Raw genomic sequence first — 21,106 nt, 5'->3', positions numbered from 1 at the left:
GACACATTATATGGTAAAAAGGATACCATATAATTTCAATCACTTTTACTTACTATTACAAACAGTGATTATTGACTTATTTTTTCCAGTGTTTTTGGCTTGATATAACGCTAGGTCAGCTTGTTTAATTAACCCCTCTACTGTAAAGCCTTTACACTTTGGAATGACCACCCCAATACTTGAACTCATGTGAAAGATCCGCCCTGCTATTTCCCAAGGTTTTGAAATTTCTGATTCGATTCGTTCAACTACATGTACTACATTTTTATCCGCTTCTATTTCTGTTAATAAAATGAGAAATTCATCCCCGCCCATCCGAGCTACTATGTCCATCTCTCGAGTGGAAAATTGCAAACGACGTCCAAATTCAACTATCACTTCATCTCCAGCATCATGACCCATTTCATCATTTATCTTTTTAAAATCATCTAAATCAAGTATCATAACAGCAAATTCTTTTTCATTTCTCTCATAAGAAGCAAGTAGTTTATATAAATGATCTTGAAACAAACGTCGATTCGGTAAATTTGTTAAAAAGTCCCGATATGCTAATCTTTTTAAACTATCTTCATATCGTTTTCTAACTGTAATATCTCGGCCAACAGCAACCATATGCTTTAGTTCACCATTTTGTGAGAATACTGGTTGTCCATTTAGTTCAAACCAAAGCCATTCCTTTTCACTATTCATTACTCTAAATTCAATAGAAAATGAAAATTTATCCTTAATAGATTCTGCTAATGCCTTTTCAACTAGAGGCTCATCAGCTTTATGAACTAAATGTAATAATGACTTACCAATAAAAGCTTGTGAAGGGAAACCGAGAACAAATGTATGTGAGGGTGACGCATAAATTATCTTCCCACACTTATTTACTAGCGTAATTAAATCATAAGAATTCTCCGTAATAAGACGAAACTTTTCTTCGCTTTCAATTAAATTCTCTTTCGCCCTATGCTCTGTTGTCATATCCTTTATAATCGCATAGACGCCGTTAATTGTATCTTTTAAAATAATAGGTGCTAATTTAACCTGTAAAAACGCCTCTTTCACATAAGCTGTAGATAGGATCGTTTCAAAATAAGTTGGTTTTCCTCTAATTGCCTCAGCAAATGCTTGTTTAACTTTATCTTTATCCTTTTCAGCAATAAGTTTAAGCATCGAAATACCTTTTAAACTTCCTGGTTTCTTTCCAGTAAGGTGTTTAAACACATGATTTTCTCGCATTAATTTACCATTCAAATCTAAATGGAGAATGGCATCTGGATTGTGTTCAAATAATGATTTATAGCGTTGCCGACTAATCTTTAATTTTTCATCTGATCTTTCTCTATTCAGTTCTGCCCGTTTTAGTTGCGTAATATCACGTGTTACAGTAACAACTCTTACAACCTTATCGTCAACAATTAATGGGGTTAAGGTATTTTCACTAATTTTTTCTTCTCTATTATTCGAATGGAAATTGTCTTCATATGTAAGTGGTTTTCTTCCTTTGACTACTTCTCTATATTTTTCGTATAAGAATTTTGTAAGATTATGTGAGTTAACATTAGCTATTTCCTGTCCAATTACGTCTGATTTATAACCAGTCATTAACATCGCTCGCTTATTAACAAACTCATAGTAAAAATATTCTAGATCGTCACTGACACGCATTACAAACACCATATCCTGTATTCCATTTAAAACATCCTGGTAACATAGTTGATCGTAGTTCAAGTAGCTAACCCCTTTATAAAAAAATATTCAAATAGTAATTTTTACCTATATCAATTATAACACTAATAATCAGATAACTACATTATAGTATATTGAAAATACCAAAAAAAATCCTTGGCTTTTAACCAAGGATTTTTTTGATATTATTTTTTGAATTTATGAAAGATAACTTTCACAACTTCCATCATAATTACTGCACCAATAGCTAGTCCAGTTGCAATAATCCAATCATTCCAACCAAATGTTGTTGGAATAGCGAAAATATCACGCGTGAACGGTAAGATTGTTAGGCTATACAAAGCGAAACAAAGAGCTACAGCACCAAGTACATATTTATTCGTTAATAGACCAACACCAAAAATTGTTTGTGTATTTGATCTAGCGGCAAACGTTTGTAGGGTACGAGATAAAATCAACGTCGTAAATGCCATCGCTACACCCATTTCATCGGAATGTTGTAAACCAATAAAGTGAGAAATTATTACCGCAATACCAATCAAGGTTCCACGTGTCACAACCGACCGCATTGTTCCACCTGCAAAAATCCCTTCATCAACACGACGCGGTTTTCGTTTCATTACATCTGGTTCTGATTTTTCCATACCTAGCGCGATTGCTGGTAATGAATCATTTACAAGATTAATGAATAAAAGTTGTAACGCTGTAAATGGATTTGCCCATCCGAATATAACAGCAAATAATATAGCAATAATCGCACCTAAGTTTCCAGCAAATAAATAACCTATTGCTTTTTTGATGTTATCAAAGACAGTACGACCTACACCAACTGCACTAACAATTGATACAAAATTATCATCTGTTAGTATCATTGCAGCAGAGTCTTTTGCTACATCTGTTCCACTTCCCATTGCAATACCAATATCGGCTTGTTTTAGAGCTGGTGCATCATTTACCCCGTCACCTGTCATCGCACTAATTTGGTCTTTATTCTGCCATGCGCGAACAATCCGAATCTTATTTTCAGGAGATACACGAGCATAAACGGAAATTTTTTCTAATTTTTCATTTAGTTCTTCTTCTGATAAAGCATCTAGTTCCTGTCCAGTTAAGGCAATGTCATCCTCATCCATCAGACCAATTTGTCTTCCAATTGCTTCTGCTGTCGTCTTATGATCGCCAGTAATCATAACCGTTTTAATACCAGCTTTTTTCGTTTGTTCAATTGATCCAAAGACAGCATCCCGTGGCGGATCCATCATTGCCGTAAGACCGACTAAAACTAAATCATATTCATCATCAAGTTCTACTGTATCTTTATCTTGATTAAATCGTTTATAACCGTAAGCTAACACACGCAATGCTTGTTTAGAATAATCTTCATTCGCTATATGCAACTTTTCTTTCCATTCATCTGTTAGTGGTTGTTCTTCGCCGTTAACTAAGATATAGCTTGCACGGTTGAAGACAACATCAGGTCCACCTTTTGTTAGCATCAATTTCTCGCCTTTAATCGTATGAAGTGTAGACATCAGTTTACGATCAGAGTCAAAAGGTAATTCTGCTTCCCTCTTATGCGTATCACGCAATTCTTGATAATCTTGATTATTCTTATTAGCAAAGTTTATTAAAGCAACCTCTGTTGGATCGCCAACTTCTTTTCCATCATTATTGATGTATGAATCATTACAAAGAACTGCAATATCAACTAATAGACGTTCTGATTCATTCCAATTAGCCGGACTTTCAGGCAGATGTTCTTTCTCACCATCTCCAGGAATAAAGTAATCTGTAATCGTCATCTTGTTCTGTGTTAATGTTCCGGTTTTATCTGTACAAATAACACTAGTCGAACCGAGTGTTTCAACCGCAGGCAGCTTTCTAATAATCGCATGTTGCTTCGCCATTTTATTCGTTCCTACAGATAAAACAATTGTTACAATCGAGCTAAGCGCTTCTGGAATTGCAGCAACAGCTACTGCTACTGCAAACATCAAAGCATTTAATATTTCTGTTGTTACATCAACATTTTCATCACCTAGCCAAATACGTGCTGCTTGTATAGCAAAAATGGCAACGGATAATAGTAAGATTCCAATTCCTAGTTTTTTACTAAATACGTCTAATTTACGCTGAAGTGGTGTTTGTTTTTGTTCGGCTGTAGATAGTAAAGTTGCTATTTTACCGATCTCAGTTTTCTCGCCTGTACCTGTTACAACAAAAGTTGCACGTCCGTATACCACAAGGGAGCTACTAAAAACCATATTTGTTCGATCACCTAATGCGGATTCTTCCTCAATTACGCCTACCGTTTTTTCGACAGCTTCTGATTCACCAGTAAGCATTCCTTCATTTACTTTTAAGGAACCATTATCTAAAATGCGGCCATCTGCTGGAATGAAATCACCAGCTTCTAAGTATACAATATCTCCTTGAACTAATTCCCTAGCTGGAACAGTTTGTTTCGTTCCATTTCGCATAACTTTTGCTTCCGGTGCAGACATATCCCTTAAAGCATCGAGTGAACTTTCTGCTTTCTTAGTTTGCACAACACTAATTATTGCATTCATTATTAAAACAAATACAATGACGATTGTTTCAACAACCTCACCTAGTAACAGCTGCACACCTGCTGCAACCAATAAGACAATTACCATGGCATCTTTAAATGTTTCTAAGAATAATTTCCAAGTCGGTACTTTTTCTTTATCTTCAAATTCGTTATAACCATCTCGTTCCACCCGCTGTGTTACTTCTGCTGATGAGAGTCCTTCTTCCGTTGCTTCAACTTCTTTTAGAACAGTATCTTTATCTGCACGATAAAATTCCATTTGTTTTATCATCTCCTCTTAAATCTACTAGCTTTTAGTTAAGTGCTATTAATAAATTGCTATTTCTAATATCCTTTTCCAAAATACTGCTATTTCCATCATTAGCCCTATTAGATATAGTTTAAACCAAAACTGCAGATTAAAACCAATAAAAAAAAGACCTTTACCGTTTGTAAACACAAACGATAAAGGTCTTGCTAACAACGTCGGTTGCCAACTATGCCGGAGATTCTTCTCGTAATGACGACATAATTGTAGCAGCTACTCCCCTTTAATATTAAATTCATCATACGATTAATAGAAATACTTGTCAAGTTATATTTTCACTATAAAGCTTGTTACATAAACAGCAGTCCCCTGAATACTGACAGCAAGTTCTGCCTGCTTTTTCTTGACATATACATGAACACGCCCGTCTTTATTCATTTCTAATCCTTGCTCGACGATTAAATTAAATTCAGAGCTAGCTGGTGCGACATAGGTAGCATAGTATGCACCCATTACACCTGATGCAGTACCTGTAACAGCATCTTCTTTTGTTCCTGAAAAAGGTGATGAAAAATGACGTGCATGCATTGTAGCTTTTGCATCATGTGTTTCGAAACAAAACGGATGAACAGAGACACGGGGCATCTCATTTAAAATCGCTGGGAAACGATTATTATCCGGATTCATCTCTACAAAACTAGCTAACTTTTTGATTGGAACCAGAAGTGTCCATGTTCCCGTATTGCCATATACAATTGGTAAGTCGTGATCAATATCTTCTACTAATAGTCCCATTGACTCTGCTAATTCTTGTTTTGAACCATTGAAGTCTTTAAACTTCGGTGCTACCTGTTCCATCTTTATATATATTCTTTTAGCCGATGGATCATCTACTATATAAATCGGTAAAATACCTGCTTTTGTTTCAATTGTAATGTCTACTTTGTCTTTCAAGATGCCTTTTGTTTGTAAAGCATAGATGGACGCAATCGTCGCATGACCACATAAAGGCATCTCATGACCTGGTGTAAAAAAACGCAAATGATAATCCGCTACTGAAGATGGCCCTACAAACACAGTTTCATTAAAACCTACTTCAAGAGCAATTTTTTGCATATCCACTTCTTTTAGACCTTCTGTATCTAACACCACTCCTGCAGGATTTCCCTTATTCTTTTCAGAACTAAATGTATCATAATGATAAACTGTTACAGGTTTCATCTCTTTCCTCCTTGATCATTAATATTATATACCGAAAGAAGTATATATTTCCCTAGATATGAACCTTTACTAATAAGATTCATCCCACTTGTTTTCCTTTGTATTTAATCCGTAATTCCAATCCTTTCATTGCTTCTTCTACCATATGATGTTCCACTTCAAGCTTCAATTCATTTAAATCAAACGTATCGAATAGAGAAATATCTCTTTCTATTGTCGCAAGCTCTTTACTAATAAAAACAGATTCTTTCCCCTCAGTTAATTTCTTCTTATACCGATTGAATTTTGGATCTAAACCATCTAATTGCTCAAATAATTGCTCGACATTCAAATATTGCTGAATTAACGGAAGTGCTGATTTCGCTCCGACTCCTGGACATCCCGGAATATTATCACTTGCATCGCCTAATAATGCCTTGACATCAATCCACTGACTTGAATCAATTCCATATTCCGTTTGAAAATGATCGATAGTATAGAGTGTTTCTTGCCGTTTTTGTGCAATGATTTGCGTTGTTTGTTTATCTAATAACTGTAACAGGTCCTTATCGTTACTATAAATAAGACAGTGATTATCCGTATCATTGGACCATTTTGTTGATAACGTCCCAATAACATCATCCGCTTCATACGGTGGGACGACCAGTTGTGTTATGCCAATAGCCTCCAGAACACGTGTTAATGTTTCATATTGCTGGATAAGTGGCTCAGGTAATGCATTACGACTAGCCTTATAAAAGTCGTATTTTACTCTTCTACTTGTTTCTTCACGCTTTACATCCCAAGCAATCGCGAGGTGACTAATATCATGTTGATCAATCAAGTTAAACAACTTTTGAAAAAATACACGTAGTGCGTTTGTATAGATACCGTCACTTGTTTTTGTTAGATCTTCTTCTGATTTGTTATATGCTGTAGCGAAATAGCCTCTACTTAATAGATTAAATCCATCAACTAATAATAACTTCTCTTTTAACATCCTTATCTCCCCTTGTACGCTTAACATCTATACTATTGTAACATTTGAACTTATCTTTGAATAAGGAAAATAGCAATATTCAAGCATCTTGCGTCAATTTTTGATATAATATGTAAGATTTGAATTAGATAAGGAGTTACATACATGATAAAACAATTTTTCTCTTATTATAAACCGCACAAACGCTTATTTATCATCGATTTCAGCAGTGCAGTAATCGTCGCACTATTGGAACTTGCATTCCCTCTGGCTGTCCAATGGTTTATCGATGATTTATTAGACGAAGGTAAATGGCATGTTATTGTGACCGTTAGTATTCTATTACTCGTCATCTACTTATTTAGTACGTTGTTACAATACATCGTTAGCTACCTTGGTCATAAGTTAGGTATTAATATTGAAACCGACATGCGTGAGGAATTATTTGGTCATGTTCAACGACAGTCCTTTCGTTTTTTTGATAATACCAAAACAGGTAATATCATGAGTAGAATCACGAATGATTTGTTCGATATTGGTGAACTTGCCCATCACGGACCAGAGGACTTGTTTATTTCTATTATGACTTTTACTGGTGCGTTTTGGATCATGTTCACGATTAATCCCACTCTTGCCTTAATAGCGCTTGTAATGGTGCCATTTCTTATTGCGTTGGTTACTTATTGCAATATAGCAATGAACAAAGCGTGGCATAATATGTACGGGAAAATTGCCGATGTGAATAGTCGCGTAGAAGATGCAGTTTCTGGTGTGCGCGTTGTCCAATCTTTTACAAACGAGGATTTTGAAATTGAACGTTTTAAAAAAGATAACGGACTATTTCGGACCGCAAAAATAAAAGCATACCGTGTCATGGCTGGTACCCATTCTAGTATTTATATGATGACACGACTTTTAACATTGCTCGTATTAGTTGTTGGGGCATGGCTTAGCTTTAATGATAATCTATCGTACGGTGAATTAGTTAGTTTCATCCTTTATACGAATGTATTAATTAAACCAATTGATAAAGTAAGTGCACTGTTAGAACTTTATCCAAAAGGAATGGCTGGATTTAAACGTTTCCAAGAACTAATCGCACAAGAGCCAGACATTCAAGATCGTCCTGATGCAATAGATGTTGAAACTTTTGAAGGGAATATTAAATTTAACAAGGTTGGTTTTTCTTATGACCAACATAAAAATGTCTTGAAAGATATTGATATAACAATCCAACCTGGAGAAACCGTTGCGTTCGTTGGTCCATCCGGTGCAGGGAAAACAACTATTTGTTCCTTAATTCCGCGCTTTTATGATATTGATCAAGGCGAAATCACCATCGATGGGACAGATATACGCGATATGACTAAAAAATCGCTTCGCTCACAAATAGGTATCGTGCAGCAAGACGTATTTTTATTTGCTGGAACAGTAAGTGAAAACATCGCATATGGAAAAAGAGACGCAACAATCGAAGAAATACAATTAGCTGCCCATCAAGCACACTTAGATGATGTAATCGCAGACCTACCAAATGGCTATGATACACAAATCGGTGAGCGTGGTCTTAAACTATCTGGTGGACAAAAACAGCGCCTAGCTATCGCTCGAACATTCTTGAAAAATCCACCGATTTTAATATTGGATGAAGCAACATCGGCACTTGACACACAGACGGAAAAAATAATTCAAAAATCATTAGATCAACTAGCTCTAAATCGTACAACACTAGTTATCGCCCATCGTCTAGCTACCATTCGTGATGCTGATCGTGTGGTGGTCGTAACCAATGACGGTATTGCAGAACAAGGTACGTATCAAGAACTATTAAACAAAGATGGTATCTTCGCCAACTTACATCGAATACAGTTTGCGGATCGTTAAACGTTAAAAGCAGGTGTCTATTAAAATAAAAGACACCTGCTTTTTTTAATTTAAATACTTACCATAATCAGGAATTGCCACTGTTTCAAAATTATCAACTAATTTTTTCAACCCTTTTGTTAGTTCTTCCCCAGAAACTGGCTGTCCATGACCTGTAACCACAATTGATGGTTTTAGTTTCGCTAATTGCTCAACCGACTTTTGTGCTGCTTTCCAGTCTGGTGTCAAATACCTCGGCGGACCGCTTATTTCTAATTCTTGTGTGAAGACTTTATATAATGCATCTTGTTTAACAGTTATAAACGCATCTCCAGCAATAAGCACCTTATCTTTTCCCCTAAAAAACGAGACGTGCCCTGCTGTATGTCCCGGCGTGTGTACCCAACGAAAGCCTGGCATATGAGGAACACTGTTATCTTCTGGTAGTGCTTTTACGTGGCCCGTTATATTTATCGGTTCATTTGGAAAAAGTCCAGAAAACTTTGCAATCAGACCACCTTCAACACTCGGATCCGGCTCAGGATAGCTCTTTTTTCCAGTTAAATACGGTATTTCTAGTTCATGAGCATAAACTGGAACATCCCAATAGTTAATCAATTCCAAAATAGCTCCTACATGATCAAAATGGCCATGCGTCAAAATGATAGCTCTTGGTCGACTATTAACACCATAACGATCTTCAGTCATCTTAATAATTTCTTCAGCAGAGTTTGGCATACCTGCATCAATTAAAACAAAATCATTTGATTCTTCATCACCAAATAAACAGACATTCACAATCTGTACCGTATAACAAAATAAATCCGGTAAAACAGAAACTCCAACACCACTACCTATTGATGTAGCAGGAATTGCTTTATAATCTTCTCCGTATGACATTTCATTATCCATTTCTAGTAGTCCACCTCTTTTGTATAGGAATATCTATACTATGAGGACTTTTTAAAATCTTATGTATAGGTTTATTAAAAGAAATAGTTTTAGAACTGATTGATTATCCAAATATAAAACATACAAATAAAGAAAAATAAAACTATTGTATTAATCAATGTCACAATATAATCTTTTCGTCCAGGATAGTATTTCCACTCCATAAACGTTCTTAGCAAGCCGTCTAAAATAAAATATACCATGAGAATAATGAATGGTAGCCCAGCGTATTCATTCGTTTCAACAGTAAAAGGTATAAAATAACTAATTGGCAAAACAAACACCATTACGAGTCGTAATGACCAATCAAGCCATTTATGTAGCTTATTTACATGATTATAAGAGAACCAATCTTTCTTTCTAACTTCTAATTTTTTGCGCAACCATATATTAAGAAAAATTTGTATTAATATAAAAATACCAAATAAAATAAATAGCGTTTGCATACTATGCTCTCCCTTTTTATACCATACTACTATAGTATCAAAAACTTGAGTTAAATAGGTGCAAATTCCAAAATTTTAAACTAGTTCTTTTACCGTGCCGCTATCAATTGATTAGACATACCATGGGATCAAAGTACTTGAAGATAGGAAGGAGGAGATAATATGTTACAGCTAGGACCCCCACCACAACGTCGTCCTTATCGTAATCAACGACAAGGTAGAAGAGCTTTACCACCAAATGCTTTTCCATTCCAAAATAATAGCCCGTTTGGGCAGGTCAATAGTCCGTTTAGAGGAGATTTCATGATCCCACAAAGACAACAACTTCAAGGTCAAAACAATCTTACACAAGGATTAGGATCATTAATAACAGATGAAAATGGGAAATTAGATATGGGCAAAGTAGGGAAAGGTTTTAGAAATGTTATGGGCGTAGCAAGCCAGGCAGGACCCGTAATTAAAATGGTAAGAGGCCTTTTTTAAATAGTTAGAAATAAAACACAGCTATTTAAACCATAATTAAAAGTATAGATAATAAACACAACGCTATAAGTAAACGTTGTGTTTTTATAACAGCTTATTAAACCACTGTTTTTTTATAAACCCCTGTCAAATTATTAAGAGACACAGTAGATAGAAACTGTGACGTAACAGAAGAGTCTTACCCGCTTCGTCAGCAAATGGTTTCGCTTTCCGTGGGCACAACCTTCGCTAGAAAGAATTTAAAGTCCGAAAAGGTCTGTAATTGTTGATATTGTAACTTCATCAATAAACATATTACCGACCAGCGATGAAAATCCACTACGACTCCTGCAGGAACAGTGCGATCTGAAGATCCACTTCATAAAGCGTTTTTTGCTTTATGAAGTTAGCTGAAGACGTGCCTGCGGAAAGCATAGTGGATTTTCAGAGCGTAGTAACTGTATAAGTTGTGTCGCTGTTGAAGGTTATTCCGACGCAAGGTAAGTTACTCTCCAAAATCAACGAACTTTTAGAATAAAGTTTATTAATTAATCTGCTCCTTGTAACTCGAGAAATAGTGAATTTGCCTGATCACTAATTTCAAGAGTATCTTGGGGATCCTTGTTCTTAGTTACTTCAACCTGTTCCTCTGTATTTGCTTTTAAACGTTGTATTTTAGTTTCTATTTGTTGCATTTTTTGTTGCAATTGCTTAAGGCTTTCTTGTTTTGTTTCAGCATCTTGAGATGAGGCATTAATTTCATTTATTTCTTTTTGAAGCTGTGTTTTTTGCTTTTCTAAGTCACTAACTGAAGTAATCGAAGTACTTTGTGATGTACTATTATTTATACCAACTGATGAAATATTCAACGTTTTCAACTCCTATGATTATTATTCCTATAATCATAGCCTAAGCGCAAAACCTTAAAATACCCTTAACTACTGTTAAGGGTATTTATTTATTCTATTAAAAATCATATGCAGCCTCTTTGGCTTCGCGGATTTTTTTATATGTTTCTGTAAGTACTACTGTATCTTCTACTAAACGATCAATTCGAAAGAAGACATCCTCATTGATAATTTCTTTTCGTTGGAAGTCCTTTTCTTCAATAAATACATAGGACTGAACAATTTGAGCTTTCATATAGCTTACTATCGGCTTTAATTGTTGTTCTATGATTAAATAATGTTTTTGTGAACCAGCCGTTGCATACATACTAACAACTTTATCACGAAAAGCATTAACAGGTAATAAATCAAAAATGTTTTTCAGTGTAGCAGGAATAGAGGCCTGAAAGATAGGTGTACCAATGATAATGGCATCTGCCTCCATTATCGTTTGTACAACATATCCTGTATCTCCTTTATATTCTAAATAATTACGACCATCGCTAAATTGCAAATCATAGTCCGCTAAATCGATTAGTGTCACTTCAACTTCTGAATGATTTTCTTTAATTGATTTAACTGTATAATCCATAGCGGTTCGCGTTTTAGACCCTACATTTGATCCTGACAATCCTACAATCTTCATTATCTCAACCTCCTACTTTTTTGCAGTGTGTTTCTTAATTGCTGGTAAAATTTCCGTACCAATAATTTCAATGTTTTTCATTAATTTATCATAAGGCATGCCACCAAAATCTATTTGAGCAATATAACGCTGATGTCCAAATTGTTCATGTTGATAGAGCATCTTTTCGATAATTTCTTGTGGGCTACCGATATTCATAACGTTTTGTGGATCTACACCCTGTGCAAAGTGTTGCTTAGGAAATCCTTGTCCATTTGTTCGTTTCATACCTTCGTTAATATGAGGATACATATCTTTTAACGCTTGCTGAGATGTTTCTGCCGCATAGAAAAAACCTGCAGTTGAAACAGGTAGTTCTGTTGGATCAAAACCACCACGTTCAGCAGCACCACGATAGGCATCAATTGTTTGTTTGAAAACACTAACCGGTCCACCTAAATGCGCCATAAACATTGGAACACCAGCATAACCCGCTTTCATTGCACTTGCAGGTGAGCCACCAACCGCACGCCAAATTGGCATTGATCCACTTTGCGGACGTGGAAGAACTTGTGCGTCTCTTAAAGGGGCACGAAATTCTCCACTCCAATTAACAATATTTTCTTCATTAATCTGTCGTAATAAGTCAAATTTTTCTTCAAACAGCTCTTCGTAATCTCTAATGTTATAACCCAATAAGTCAAACAGCCCTACTCTTGATGCACGTCCTGCAATAATTTCCGCTCGACCTTTTGAAATTAAATCTAACGTTGCAAAATTTTCATATACACGTACTGGATCTGACGTACTAATGATCGTTGATGAACTTGCAATTTTAATTTTTTCTGTTGCTTGAGCAATAGCAGATAACACAACAGCATGTGCTTGTGTTGCGAAATATTCTTGATGACTTTCACCTACACTAAAGAAATCAATGCCTGCTTGATCTGCCAGCTTCGCATAATCAATTATTTCATGAATCCGTTGTTCCGCAGAAATTCGTTCTCCTGTTAATGGATTAGGCAAATGATCACCTAACGTATATATCCCAAACTCTAATCCTTTACTTTGATCAATCCGATATTTTTCCATATATATATCAATCCTTTTTTATGTTATGTTGCTATTATAGAATATATAATACATTTTAGTAAGTAAGCACTTTATAGTGGTATAGTATACAAAAAGATACTATTGGAGGAGATAACGTGGACAAGGCACCAGAATATTGTCGTGTAGAAGATGCATTAGGAATTTTAGTTGGAAAATGGAAACCAGTTATCTTATTACACTTATTACAGAATGGCACAAAACGTTTCAATGAATTAAAACGTAGTATGCCAGGAATTACGCAAAAAATGTTAACAAAACAATTACGTGAATTAGAAAACGAGGATATTATCGAGCGTGTTGTTTATGCACAAGTTCCACCTAAAGTTGAATATTCCATTACAAATTATGGTCGGAGTTTGGAGCCTATTTTAGAAGCCATGCATGAATGGGGTACGAAACATACCCTACACAAAAAGCAAAAACTAAATTAGCAGCATGACTTTCTCATAGTCTGTCCTATTCACTCATAGAATTATTAAGAGGAGGGATTAGTATGGGACTGTTACACGAATTCCGGCAATTTACAATGAAGGGAAATGCGGTCGATATGGGAGTTGGGGTAGTATTAGGTGCTGCATTTAGTGGTCTTATTGATTCATTGGTTAAAGATATCCTACTCCCACCTATTGGTCTTATATATAGAAGAATGAATTTCGAGAACATGTACATTAGTCTAAGTGGTACGCGCTATTCTTCCTTGGCTGACGCAAAGGAAGCTGGTATTGCAACAGTTAATTATGGCTTATTTATCACCGCGTCAGTTCGTTTTGTCATTGTGTTATTTGTTGTTTTCCTTGTAATCCGTCAAATAAATCGATGGAAAAAACCACACCAAAGTCCATTAGATGCCATGACTAAAAAAGAGTGTACGTATTGTTGTACAATGATACCTAACCAAGCTATTATTTGTCCAAATTGTTCATCTACGCTTGACGTGCTACCAAATAATAAACGAACGAAGAAACCCTATGTGAGAGTTAAATAGTAACTCTCTAGTACAAAGAACCATTTCACTCCACTTTCATATCATGTATTAATGATTTACTGAAAGGGTGTTATGCATGCTATTACCAATTATAGATGTCGGATTAATGAACGAACATCTTTCAACACACGAAGGTCTCCTCGGAAAATTAGATCTCTATCAAACCGAATCTTCAGCCACGTATCTAAAAAAAATAGTAACTATACAGCAAACGTTACTTAAAACACACATCCGCGTAATGTTAGAATTATTAAATCCTTCTAATGAAAACTGGATTGAACTACCGAACATAAATCTAGAAGAAGAATTAGCTTTTTCATGGCCAATTCATTCGGATTTTAATACCCTAACTAAACGAATTACACTAGAACTTCAATCAACAGCAAAATCGATGGCGCATACAAATTTTAATTCAGCTTTAATGATGAAGAATGAAAATGTTAAACATGTTCATTATAATATGGCTGTTCAACAGGCTACCTACATGAATTACATTAGTAACTTTATAAAAGAGAAAGATTGGGCACCTTCTGCTAAAGCAACACAAGCAACTCAAAGAAAAATTATTGAACACTTTAATTCATTAGTTTAAATGAAAATAAGGTTGCTACTAGCAGCCTCATTTTTATTTATCATAATCTTGAAAACGTATGGATCCCCTCAAAACATACTCAAGCTATATTTCTTTGATAACATCTCTAATAACTGTATGCCTGCAATGCTATTACCTTTTTCATCTAAAGACGGTCCAAAGATTCCAATACCAAATCTTCCAGGTGTCGCACCCATAATACCACCTGCCACACCACTTTTTGCTGGGATACCTATTTTCATTGCGAACTCACCCGAAGCATTATACATGCCACAGGTTACCATAAAGGTTTTGCAAATACGTGCTACATTCTGAGGTATAATTTGTTTATTGGTTTGTGGATCAAATCCGTTCATTGCAAATACTAGACCAATGTGAGCCAAATCCAAACAGTTCATTTCAACTGCACACTGTTTTGTATACAGTTTAATGAGATCATCCACACTCCCATCCAATCGATTATGTTGTTTTAAAAAGTAACATAATGCTCGGTTTAAATCAGCTGTTTCAAACTCAGACTGTGCTATCCCCTCACTATAACTAATCGTCGCATCGTTTGCTAACTCCTGAATAAAGGATAAAAGCCGTTTAAATCTATCTTCTACTGAATTTCCTTTTATCATGTGGGTCACAACAAGCGCCCCTGCATTTATCATCGGATTAAGCGGTTTAGCCGGAATCATTTTCTCTAGTTTAGCGATAGAGTTAAATGGATCTCCAGTTGGTTCCATTCCAACATGCTCAAATACTTCGCTTGATCCCCTATCCATCAGGACGAAAGCCAAACTAATTACTTTTGAGATACTTTGAAGCGTAAACTTCTTCTGAACATCTCCAGCTGATACACAACGACCATCAGGATAATTTATAGAAATTGATAAATCAGTTGGATTTGCCTTTCCTAGTGCCGGAATATAATCTGCAACTTTTCCATATTGTGTGTAACTCCTTGCTTCCTCCACTAATGCTTCTAACTCCTTATTTGTTTGACAAAACATATACATCACCCATTGATAGTATGAACCAATATCTTTAATAAATTAAAATGCACTTTTATAAGACAGAACACTAATATAAAATTGGATATTAATGTACTGACATAAATATATTCACCTGTCTATTTTGTCTGTAAGAATATTTGTTTCACTCTGGTTGATAGCCTAGTTCTGCTACCGCATTCGAAATATCCCATGGCTTATCTGGATTATCGGATACGCCATAATAGGTTCCAAACCTAACTTTTGCTGTAATAGCTGCCGAAAATAAGTCAATCAAATCCCCCTTGTGTAGGATTGTCTTTTCTAAGCGGCTATTTTCCTCAATAGCCTTTTGCTCACTTTCAGCAGGTACAGAACCAATCCGAATATTAATAATTGACATGTCATTATTTAAATAATAAATAAATCCAAGCTGTTCAGAAGCTAGCTTTAGAACACCGTATAACCCTTTTGGATACGGGTAATCCTTGACATTAATTTCTCGATTTAATAACGAATTCCCGTCTTCTTCATAATAATCCGATACATGATTACTACTAGCAAAAATGACCTTAGAGATGTTTAATTGATTTGCAGCCTGTAAAATATAATAGCTCGCTTGAAAGAAGACAGCTGTCATTTTATCAAATGCTTCGATATTCTCAATTGCATGATCTGTTTCCATCCGGAGTAGATTTATAATCACATCTGTTTGTGAGGGAATCTTCTCTAAGAGTTGCTGATAGTCAGTAGCATCAACATAAATAAAATGAGCATGATCCATTTCAATACGATTATCTAACACATAACAATCATGTATTTCACTTAAACCTTTGTATAAAATCTGGCCTACGGTTCCAGAACCACCTATAATTGCGATTTTTTTCATTTAACGGTTAATTCCCTTCTCTTGTTCACTTGTTTTTATCATTGCCCGTTGATTTGTAATTATCACAAAAAAACTAAGAAGAGTTAGCATCTAGTGTTTTACTTTTTAAGCAATCAACATGATCATGGCGAAGGAAATACACGGAGACTCCTTGGGAACAGCAAATGTTTTCGATGGGATGAGTAATCGCAATCCCACGAACCGAAGATCCATTTTCAGAAGCGATCTTCTTCTGAAAATTAGCTGAGGTTATGTCCCAGGAACGCTTAGTGTATTTCCGTAGCCAGACCTACGGATAAAATAACTACATAATGGCACTAAGATTATATTCTTTCTTTTCTTTCAAAGACAAAAAAAGACCCTTGCTTTTATTAAACAAGAGTCTTAAAAAATATTAATTGTGGCATTACTCAAATTGAAAATAATTCTTTGCATTATAGTAAGAAATACCTTTAACAATTTTTCCTAAGGATTCCTCGTCTTCTGGCACTTCTCCATTTTCTACCCACTTTGCAATTAACGAGCATACTAGTCTTCTAAAATACTCGTGTCTTGGATAGGATAATAAACTTCTGGAGTCCGTTAACATACCAATAAAACGGCTGAATACACCAATACTCGCTAAGGTTTCCATCTGACTTAACATTCCAGCTTTTGTATCGTTGTACCACCATGCAGTTCCCAATTGAATTTTGCCTGGAATTCCACCACTTTGAAAACTACCACTAATTGTTGCTATGGTGCTATTATCTTTTGGATTTAGTGAATATAGAATTGTCCTTGGAAGAGCATTTTCTCTTTCTAACGAATCGAGTAACTTAACTAATGGTCTGGCAATTAAACCATCATTCATTGCATCGTAACCTGTATCAGGACCTAATTGATTAAACATTCTTGTATTGTTATTTCGAAACGCATTGATATGAAATTGCATCGCCCAGTTAAACTTGGTATACAGTTTTCCCAAGAATAAAAGTGTTTGCGCTTTAAATTTACCTTCATCTATTTCGGAAACTTTTTCTCCATTAATAGCACGTTTGAAAACTGCCTCTACTTCTTCTTTCGTAGACTCGCTATACATCACTGCGTCAAGTGCATGATCGGAAACTCGACCACCAATAGCATGAAAAAACTCCACTCTTGATTCTAGCGCTTTTAAAAAATCATCGTAAGACGCAATCGCAACGCCAGATACTTCTTCTAATGATTTCGTCCAATTTTGAAAACCGTCTCGATTTATTTCCAATCCTTTATCTGGACGGAAACTTGGTAAAACTTTAACCGAAAAGCTATCATCTTGTTGTAGTCTTTGGTGATATTGCAAATCATCAATCGGGTCATCCGTTGTACAAATCACTTCTACATTCGACATTTCAATTAAATTACGGGCACCGAACTTACCACTCGTTAACTTTTTATTAACCGCTCCCCAAATATCTGGAGCTGTTTCTTCATTAAATACAGTATCAATATCAAAAAAACGTTGGAGCTCTAAGTGCGTCCAATTATATAATGGATTACCAATCAGCATTGGAATTGTTTTTGCCCAGGCAATAAACTTATCATAGTCATTCGCATCACCTGTTATATATGCTTCATCAACACCGTTTGCTCGCATTGCTCGCCATTTATAGTGGTCCCCGTACAACCATATTTCCGTAATATTTTTGAACATCTTATTTTCATATATTTCTTTCGGACTCAAATGACAGTGATAATCAATGATTGGCAGATCCTTCGCATAATCATTAAATAGCGTTTTAGCTAAATCACTTTCCAATAGGAAATCTTCATCCATAAACTGCTTCATTCCACATTTCCTTTCTGTCGCTAAGATTATAATCCCAATAATTCAAGATGTTTTCCGATATGTTTAACAAGCGCTTGACGATAAGCGTCTTCATTTTCATTTAATGTTTGAAAGAAGGCGTCTTTAAATAGAAATTTACCTTGATCATTTTTTGCCGTTAACAAAATACCATATGTGACATGAAATAACTGGCGAGCAGCATCATGATTCATGTATGCAGGTAACAATTCATCCGTTTGCTCTTCCAACGGCGCAATTGTATCTAGGTTTGGCGTGATATGATAGTATTGTAGTGTTTCTTCAAAATGTTCTAGGGCATGAACATGCATTCTTCGATATAATTCAGGATTAATAGCAGCAATAACTCTGACTGCTTCAAGCCAGTTCGTTCCTGCCGTTTTAATATGAAGTAATCCATTTGTATGTTCGCCAATACTAGGGAACACACTAAATTTATCGCTTCCTGAGTGGATGCTTAATTTATAACCGAAGTATTGGGAAATTATCGCATGTGCTTTTAATTCCTTTTCAAATTGAGTAATATCACCAATATAATCAATTCCCTTTTGAAACTCCCCACAAAACCTTGGGGCCAAGCTAGTGACATTAACGCCTCTTCTTATTAACTCATTAGCAACAAAAAAATGAGCTGCAGGTGAGGTTATCGTTTCGGTTTCATCAATTGATATCTCGAAGTCTATTTGTTTCTCAGCATTTTGAATATAAGTTTTATAGACGTGCTCTGTATAATCTAAAGCTTCGCCATATAATAATGCATTCTTAATTACATCTACTTTATCATAGTCAATTTCTAACCCATTCACATCGAATTGTTTATTAAAATAGGTTTCATAGTAATAATCCCTTGTTGCTGCAGGCAACTTCTCGTATTCTCCTTCTATATCGCTAACAGATATAGTTTCTAGGTCGTTTCTAATCTGATCAGAACAATCTAATGTCAGAAAAGATATGCCTAAAGATAGTGCATATTCAATATCTTTCTCGAGCTTAATATGATCTCCATCTGCACCATACCCATCTTTATAACCTTCTTGAAAAACGGCAAAGGCAGCTGCATCGAGAATATCTATCATGGATCGATTAGTAAGCGTTAATTCACGAATACTTTGTTGAGCTAAAATCGGTTTAACGCGGTACGGTTTAATTGTTTCAATATGCCCAGGTGAGGCTAATCCAAGACGATCCCCTAATCCCATTGTTGCTATTTCAGTTCCAAAAGCCTGTGGCACTGTGTATGGAAAATACTGATTTAAGACTAGACGATTTTCATGAGATAAGGCACATCTTTTTCCATATCCCTTTAGCGTTTCACCTGTTAGTGATTCATAGAGTACACCATCTCCTACAGCTAAGATCCATTTCGCTTCTAAATCTTTGACCATGATCAACTTATCTTTTTTATATTCTGTAAAAGAGTCGCGATAAACTTTAACCTGTTCATTCGAGATGGCAACTTTTCCTTCTGCTAATGTTTGAAGTACTGTAACTAAAGAATCCATTTCTCCACTTCTCCCTTTAATTATGATTTTTACTCCCCCAATTGATACCGTTTTCAAATAATTGATTTTCCTTTTTATAATTTAAAATAACAACGTTGTTATTTTAATAATAACCTATTTAAAATGATTCAACAACAGTTTTTATTAGTAAATTTAAGATTATATTTTTTTAAGTGAAAACGCATTAAAGTTATGGTACATTATAGGGATAACTCGATATAAAAGAATATAAGTCGATAGGTGATGTAAAATGACAGTAACAATTAAAGACATAGCAAGTGTTGCAGGTGTTAGCTATTCAACAGTTTCCAAAGCTCTTAATGATAGCCCGCTTGTTAAAAAAGTAACAAAAGAAAAAATTGTTACTCTAGCAAATAAAATGGGGTATGAGCCCAACTTTGCCGCCCAACGGCTTGTAAGTAAGAAAACAAAAATAATTGGTTTAATATGGCCTACAATAGAAAGAACCGTTTTATCAACGCTTGTCACGAACATTAGTAATGAAATCGATAAAACCGATTATTCAATGATTCTATCAGTAGATCCTGTTCCTAAAGCTCTTGAAACATTTAGAAAGTTTCAGGTTGATGGCATTATATTATTTGAAGAAAATAACAACGTTGCGATTAGTGAACAGAATATCCCACTCATTTCTTATGGTGTATCAAGTAAAAAAAAGGCTGCCTACCCAATAATTGATGCTAATCATGAACAAGCAATGAAAAGAGCCATTGCTTATTTATATCGATTAGGACATCGAAAAATAACTTATATCGGGAATATTTCTCCCACTGATCCACTACAAATGGAAAAGTATCGAGGTTTTGAAACTGCGATAAAGCAGCATCAACTATTCTTTGATAATAGTCATGTAATAAATACAAATGGGCTGAATTGGTATGATGGTTATACAGCAATTAAAAAACTAATAAACACAAATCCATTACCTACCGCTATTGTGAGTGGCAGTTATGATATAAGTGGCGGTGTTATCCGTTGCTTAAGAGAGAACAATATTAGTATTCCTAAGGATATGTCAGTGATTAGCTATGACAATATCCCACAAATGGAAACACTGGAAATACCTTTAACAGCAATTGGTGTGTCATTGGAAGAACTAGCTAAAGAAATTGTTGAAGCAATGATCGCTTTGATAGACACAGAACAGGTAAATCCAATTACAAAAAAAATGAACCCAACCCTAGTAGAGAGATCTTCATGCGCATATGTAAAAAATTGATTCTATCCTAACATATAATAAGAGGCGCTACTCGATAATTACTAGAGACGCCTCTTGTTAGTTTTTATTAT

The 21,106-nt window shown here is 35.3% G+C and carries 19 protein-coding genes; 6 read left to right on the top strand and 13 right to left on the bottom strand.

Annotation, left to right across the window (positions count from 1 at the left end):
• Window positions 1–45 precede the first annotated feature (45 nt).
• From D2K62_RS11545 to D2K62_RS11530, 4 genes are all read right to left on the bottom strand, one after another.
• Window positions 46–1,719, bottom strand: coding sequence for a sensor domain-containing diguanylate cyclase (locus D2K62_RS11545; protein WP_117161509.1), 1,674 nt, complete (start codon window positions 1,717–1,719; stop codon window positions 46–48).
• Between the two features lie 143 nt (window positions 1,720–1,862).
• Window positions 1,863–4,508: a cation-translocating P-type ATPase gene (locus D2K62_RS11540; RefSeq protein ID WP_117161508.1), complete on the bottom strand. Its 2,646-nt coding sequence runs from the start codon at window positions 4,506–4,508 to the stop codon at window positions 1,863–1,865.
• A gap of 315 nt (window positions 4,509–4,823) precedes the next feature.
• Entirely contained in the window at window positions 4,824–5,717 is an 894-nt protein-coding gene (locus tag D2K62_RS11535) for a PhzF family phenazine biosynthesis protein (protein ID WP_117161507.1), read from the bottom strand.
• Between the two features lie 79 nt (window positions 5,718–5,796).
• Window positions 5,797–6,696 (bottom strand): 5'-3' exonuclease, encoded by a 900-nt coding sequence (locus D2K62_RS11530; RefSeq protein WP_117161506.1) that lies wholly within the window; start codon window positions 6,694–6,696, stop codon window positions 5,797–5,799.
• A 144-nt stretch (window positions 6,697–6,840) separates the two neighbouring features.
• Between D2K62_RS11530 and D2K62_RS11525 the strand changes: the two genes are divergently transcribed.
• Complete coding sequence (locus D2K62_RS11525; protein ID WP_117161505.1) at window positions 6,841–8,559, top strand: ABC transporter ATP-binding protein; 1,719 nt, start codon at window positions 6,841–6,843, stop codon at window positions 8,557–8,559.
• 45 nt (window positions 8,560–8,604) lie between these two features.
• On the opposite strand, the gene D2K62_RS11520 is transcribed toward D2K62_RS11525, so the two are convergent.
• Window positions 8,605–9,450: an MBL fold metallo-hydrolase gene (locus D2K62_RS11520; RefSeq protein WP_117161504.1), complete on the bottom strand. Its 846-nt coding sequence runs from the start codon at window positions 9,448–9,450 to the stop codon at window positions 8,605–8,607.
• Between the two features lie 89 nt (window positions 9,451–9,539).
• A complete protein-coding gene (locus tag D2K62_RS11515; protein ID WP_117161503.1) occupies window positions 9,540–9,935 on the bottom strand; it encodes a DUF4181 domain-containing protein in 396 nt (131 codons plus the stop codon).
• A 162-nt stretch (window positions 9,936–10,097) separates the two neighbouring features.
• Between D2K62_RS11515 and D2K62_RS11510 the strand changes: the two genes are divergently transcribed.
• Complete coding sequence (locus D2K62_RS11510) at window positions 10,098–10,418, top strand: YppG family protein (protein WP_117161502.1); 321 nt, start codon at window positions 10,098–10,100, stop codon at window positions 10,416–10,418.
• 527 nt (window positions 10,419–10,945) lie between these two features.
• Here D2K62_RS11510 and D2K62_RS11505 read toward each other — a convergent pair.
• The 3 genes from D2K62_RS11505 to D2K62_RS11495 form a co-directional block, all read right to left on the bottom strand.
• Window positions 10,946–11,266, bottom strand: a complete 321-nt coding sequence (locus tag D2K62_RS11505) for a hypothetical protein (RefSeq protein ID WP_112180007.1) — start codon at window positions 11,264–11,266, stop codon at window positions 10,946–10,948.
• Window positions 11,267–11,363: 97 nt separating this feature from the next.
• Complete coding sequence (locus D2K62_RS11500) at window positions 11,364–11,930, bottom strand: NADPH-dependent FMN reductase (protein WP_117161501.1); 567 nt, start codon at window positions 11,928–11,930, stop codon at window positions 11,364–11,366.
• A 12-nt stretch (window positions 11,931–11,942) separates the two neighbouring features.
• The gene (locus D2K62_RS11495; protein WP_112180005.1) at window positions 11,943–13,001 is read right to left on the bottom strand and encodes an LLM class flavin-dependent oxidoreductase; all 1,059 of its coding nucleotides are present in this window, start codon (window positions 12,999–13,001) and stop codon (window positions 11,943–11,945) included.
• A gap of 116 nt (window positions 13,002–13,117) precedes the next feature.
• Between D2K62_RS11495 and D2K62_RS11490 the strand changes: the two genes are divergently transcribed.
• The 3 genes from D2K62_RS11490 (at window position 13,118) to D2K62_RS11480 (ending at window position 14,599) form a co-directional block, all read left to right on the top strand.
• Window positions 13,118–13,453: a winged helix-turn-helix transcriptional regulator gene (locus tag D2K62_RS11490; RefSeq protein WP_112180004.1), complete on the top strand. Its 336-nt coding sequence runs from the start codon at window positions 13,118–13,120 to the stop codon at window positions 13,451–13,453.
• Window positions 13,454–13,515: 62 nt separating this feature from the next.
• Window positions 13,516–14,007, top strand: a complete 492-nt coding sequence (gene mscL, locus D2K62_RS11485; RefSeq protein WP_117161500.1) for a large conductance mechanosensitive channel protein MscL — start codon at window positions 13,516–13,518, stop codon at window positions 14,005–14,007.
• A gap of 76 nt (window positions 14,008–14,083) precedes the next feature.
• On the top strand, window positions 14,084–14,599 hold the full coding sequence (locus D2K62_RS11480) for a hypothetical protein (RefSeq protein ID WP_117161499.1): 516 nt from the start codon (window positions 14,084–14,086) through the stop codon (window positions 14,597–14,599).
• A gap of 68 nt (window positions 14,600–14,667) precedes the next feature.
• Here the strand turns inward: D2K62_RS11480 and glsA are convergent, their stop codons facing one another.
• The 4 genes from glsA to D2K62_RS11460 form a co-directional block, all read right to left on the bottom strand.
• Window positions 14,668–15,597: a glutaminase A gene (gene glsA, locus D2K62_RS11475; protein WP_117149260.1), complete on the bottom strand. Its 930-nt coding sequence runs from the start codon at window positions 15,595–15,597 to the stop codon at window positions 14,668–14,670.
• 145 nt (window positions 15,598–15,742) lie between these two features.
• Window positions 15,743–16,465 (bottom strand): NAD-dependent epimerase/dehydratase family protein, encoded by a 723-nt coding sequence (locus D2K62_RS11470; RefSeq protein WP_112180000.1) that lies wholly within the window; start codon window positions 16,463–16,465, stop codon window positions 15,743–15,745.
• Window positions 16,466–16,871: 406 nt separating this feature from the next.
• Window positions 16,872–18,275 (bottom strand): glucuronate isomerase, encoded by a 1,404-nt coding sequence (uxaC, locus tag D2K62_RS11465; protein ID WP_198663171.1) that lies wholly within the window; start codon window positions 18,273–18,275, stop codon window positions 16,872–16,874.
• Window positions 18,276–18,301: 26 nt separating this feature from the next.
• A complete protein-coding gene (locus D2K62_RS11460) occupies window positions 18,302–19,795 on the bottom strand; it encodes a tagaturonate epimerase family protein (protein ID WP_117161498.1) in 1,494 nt (497 codons plus the stop codon).
• A 250-nt stretch (window positions 19,796–20,045) separates the two neighbouring features.
• On the opposite strand from D2K62_RS11460, the gene D2K62_RS11455 reads away from it, so the two are divergent.
• Entirely contained in the window at window positions 20,046–21,035 is a 990-nt protein-coding gene (locus D2K62_RS11455; protein WP_117161497.1) for a LacI family DNA-binding transcriptional regulator, read from the top strand.
• Window positions 21,036–21,106 lie beyond the last annotated feature (71 nt).

This window comes from Paraliobacillus sp. X-1268, assembly GCF_003426095.1.
Classification (GTDB): Bacteria; Bacillota; Bacilli; order Bacillales; family Amphibacillaceae; genus Paraliobacillus_A; species Paraliobacillus_A zengyii.
The sequence above is the reverse complement of the archived record's forward strand: the minus strand, read 5'-3'. Positions and strand labels throughout refer to the sequence as shown.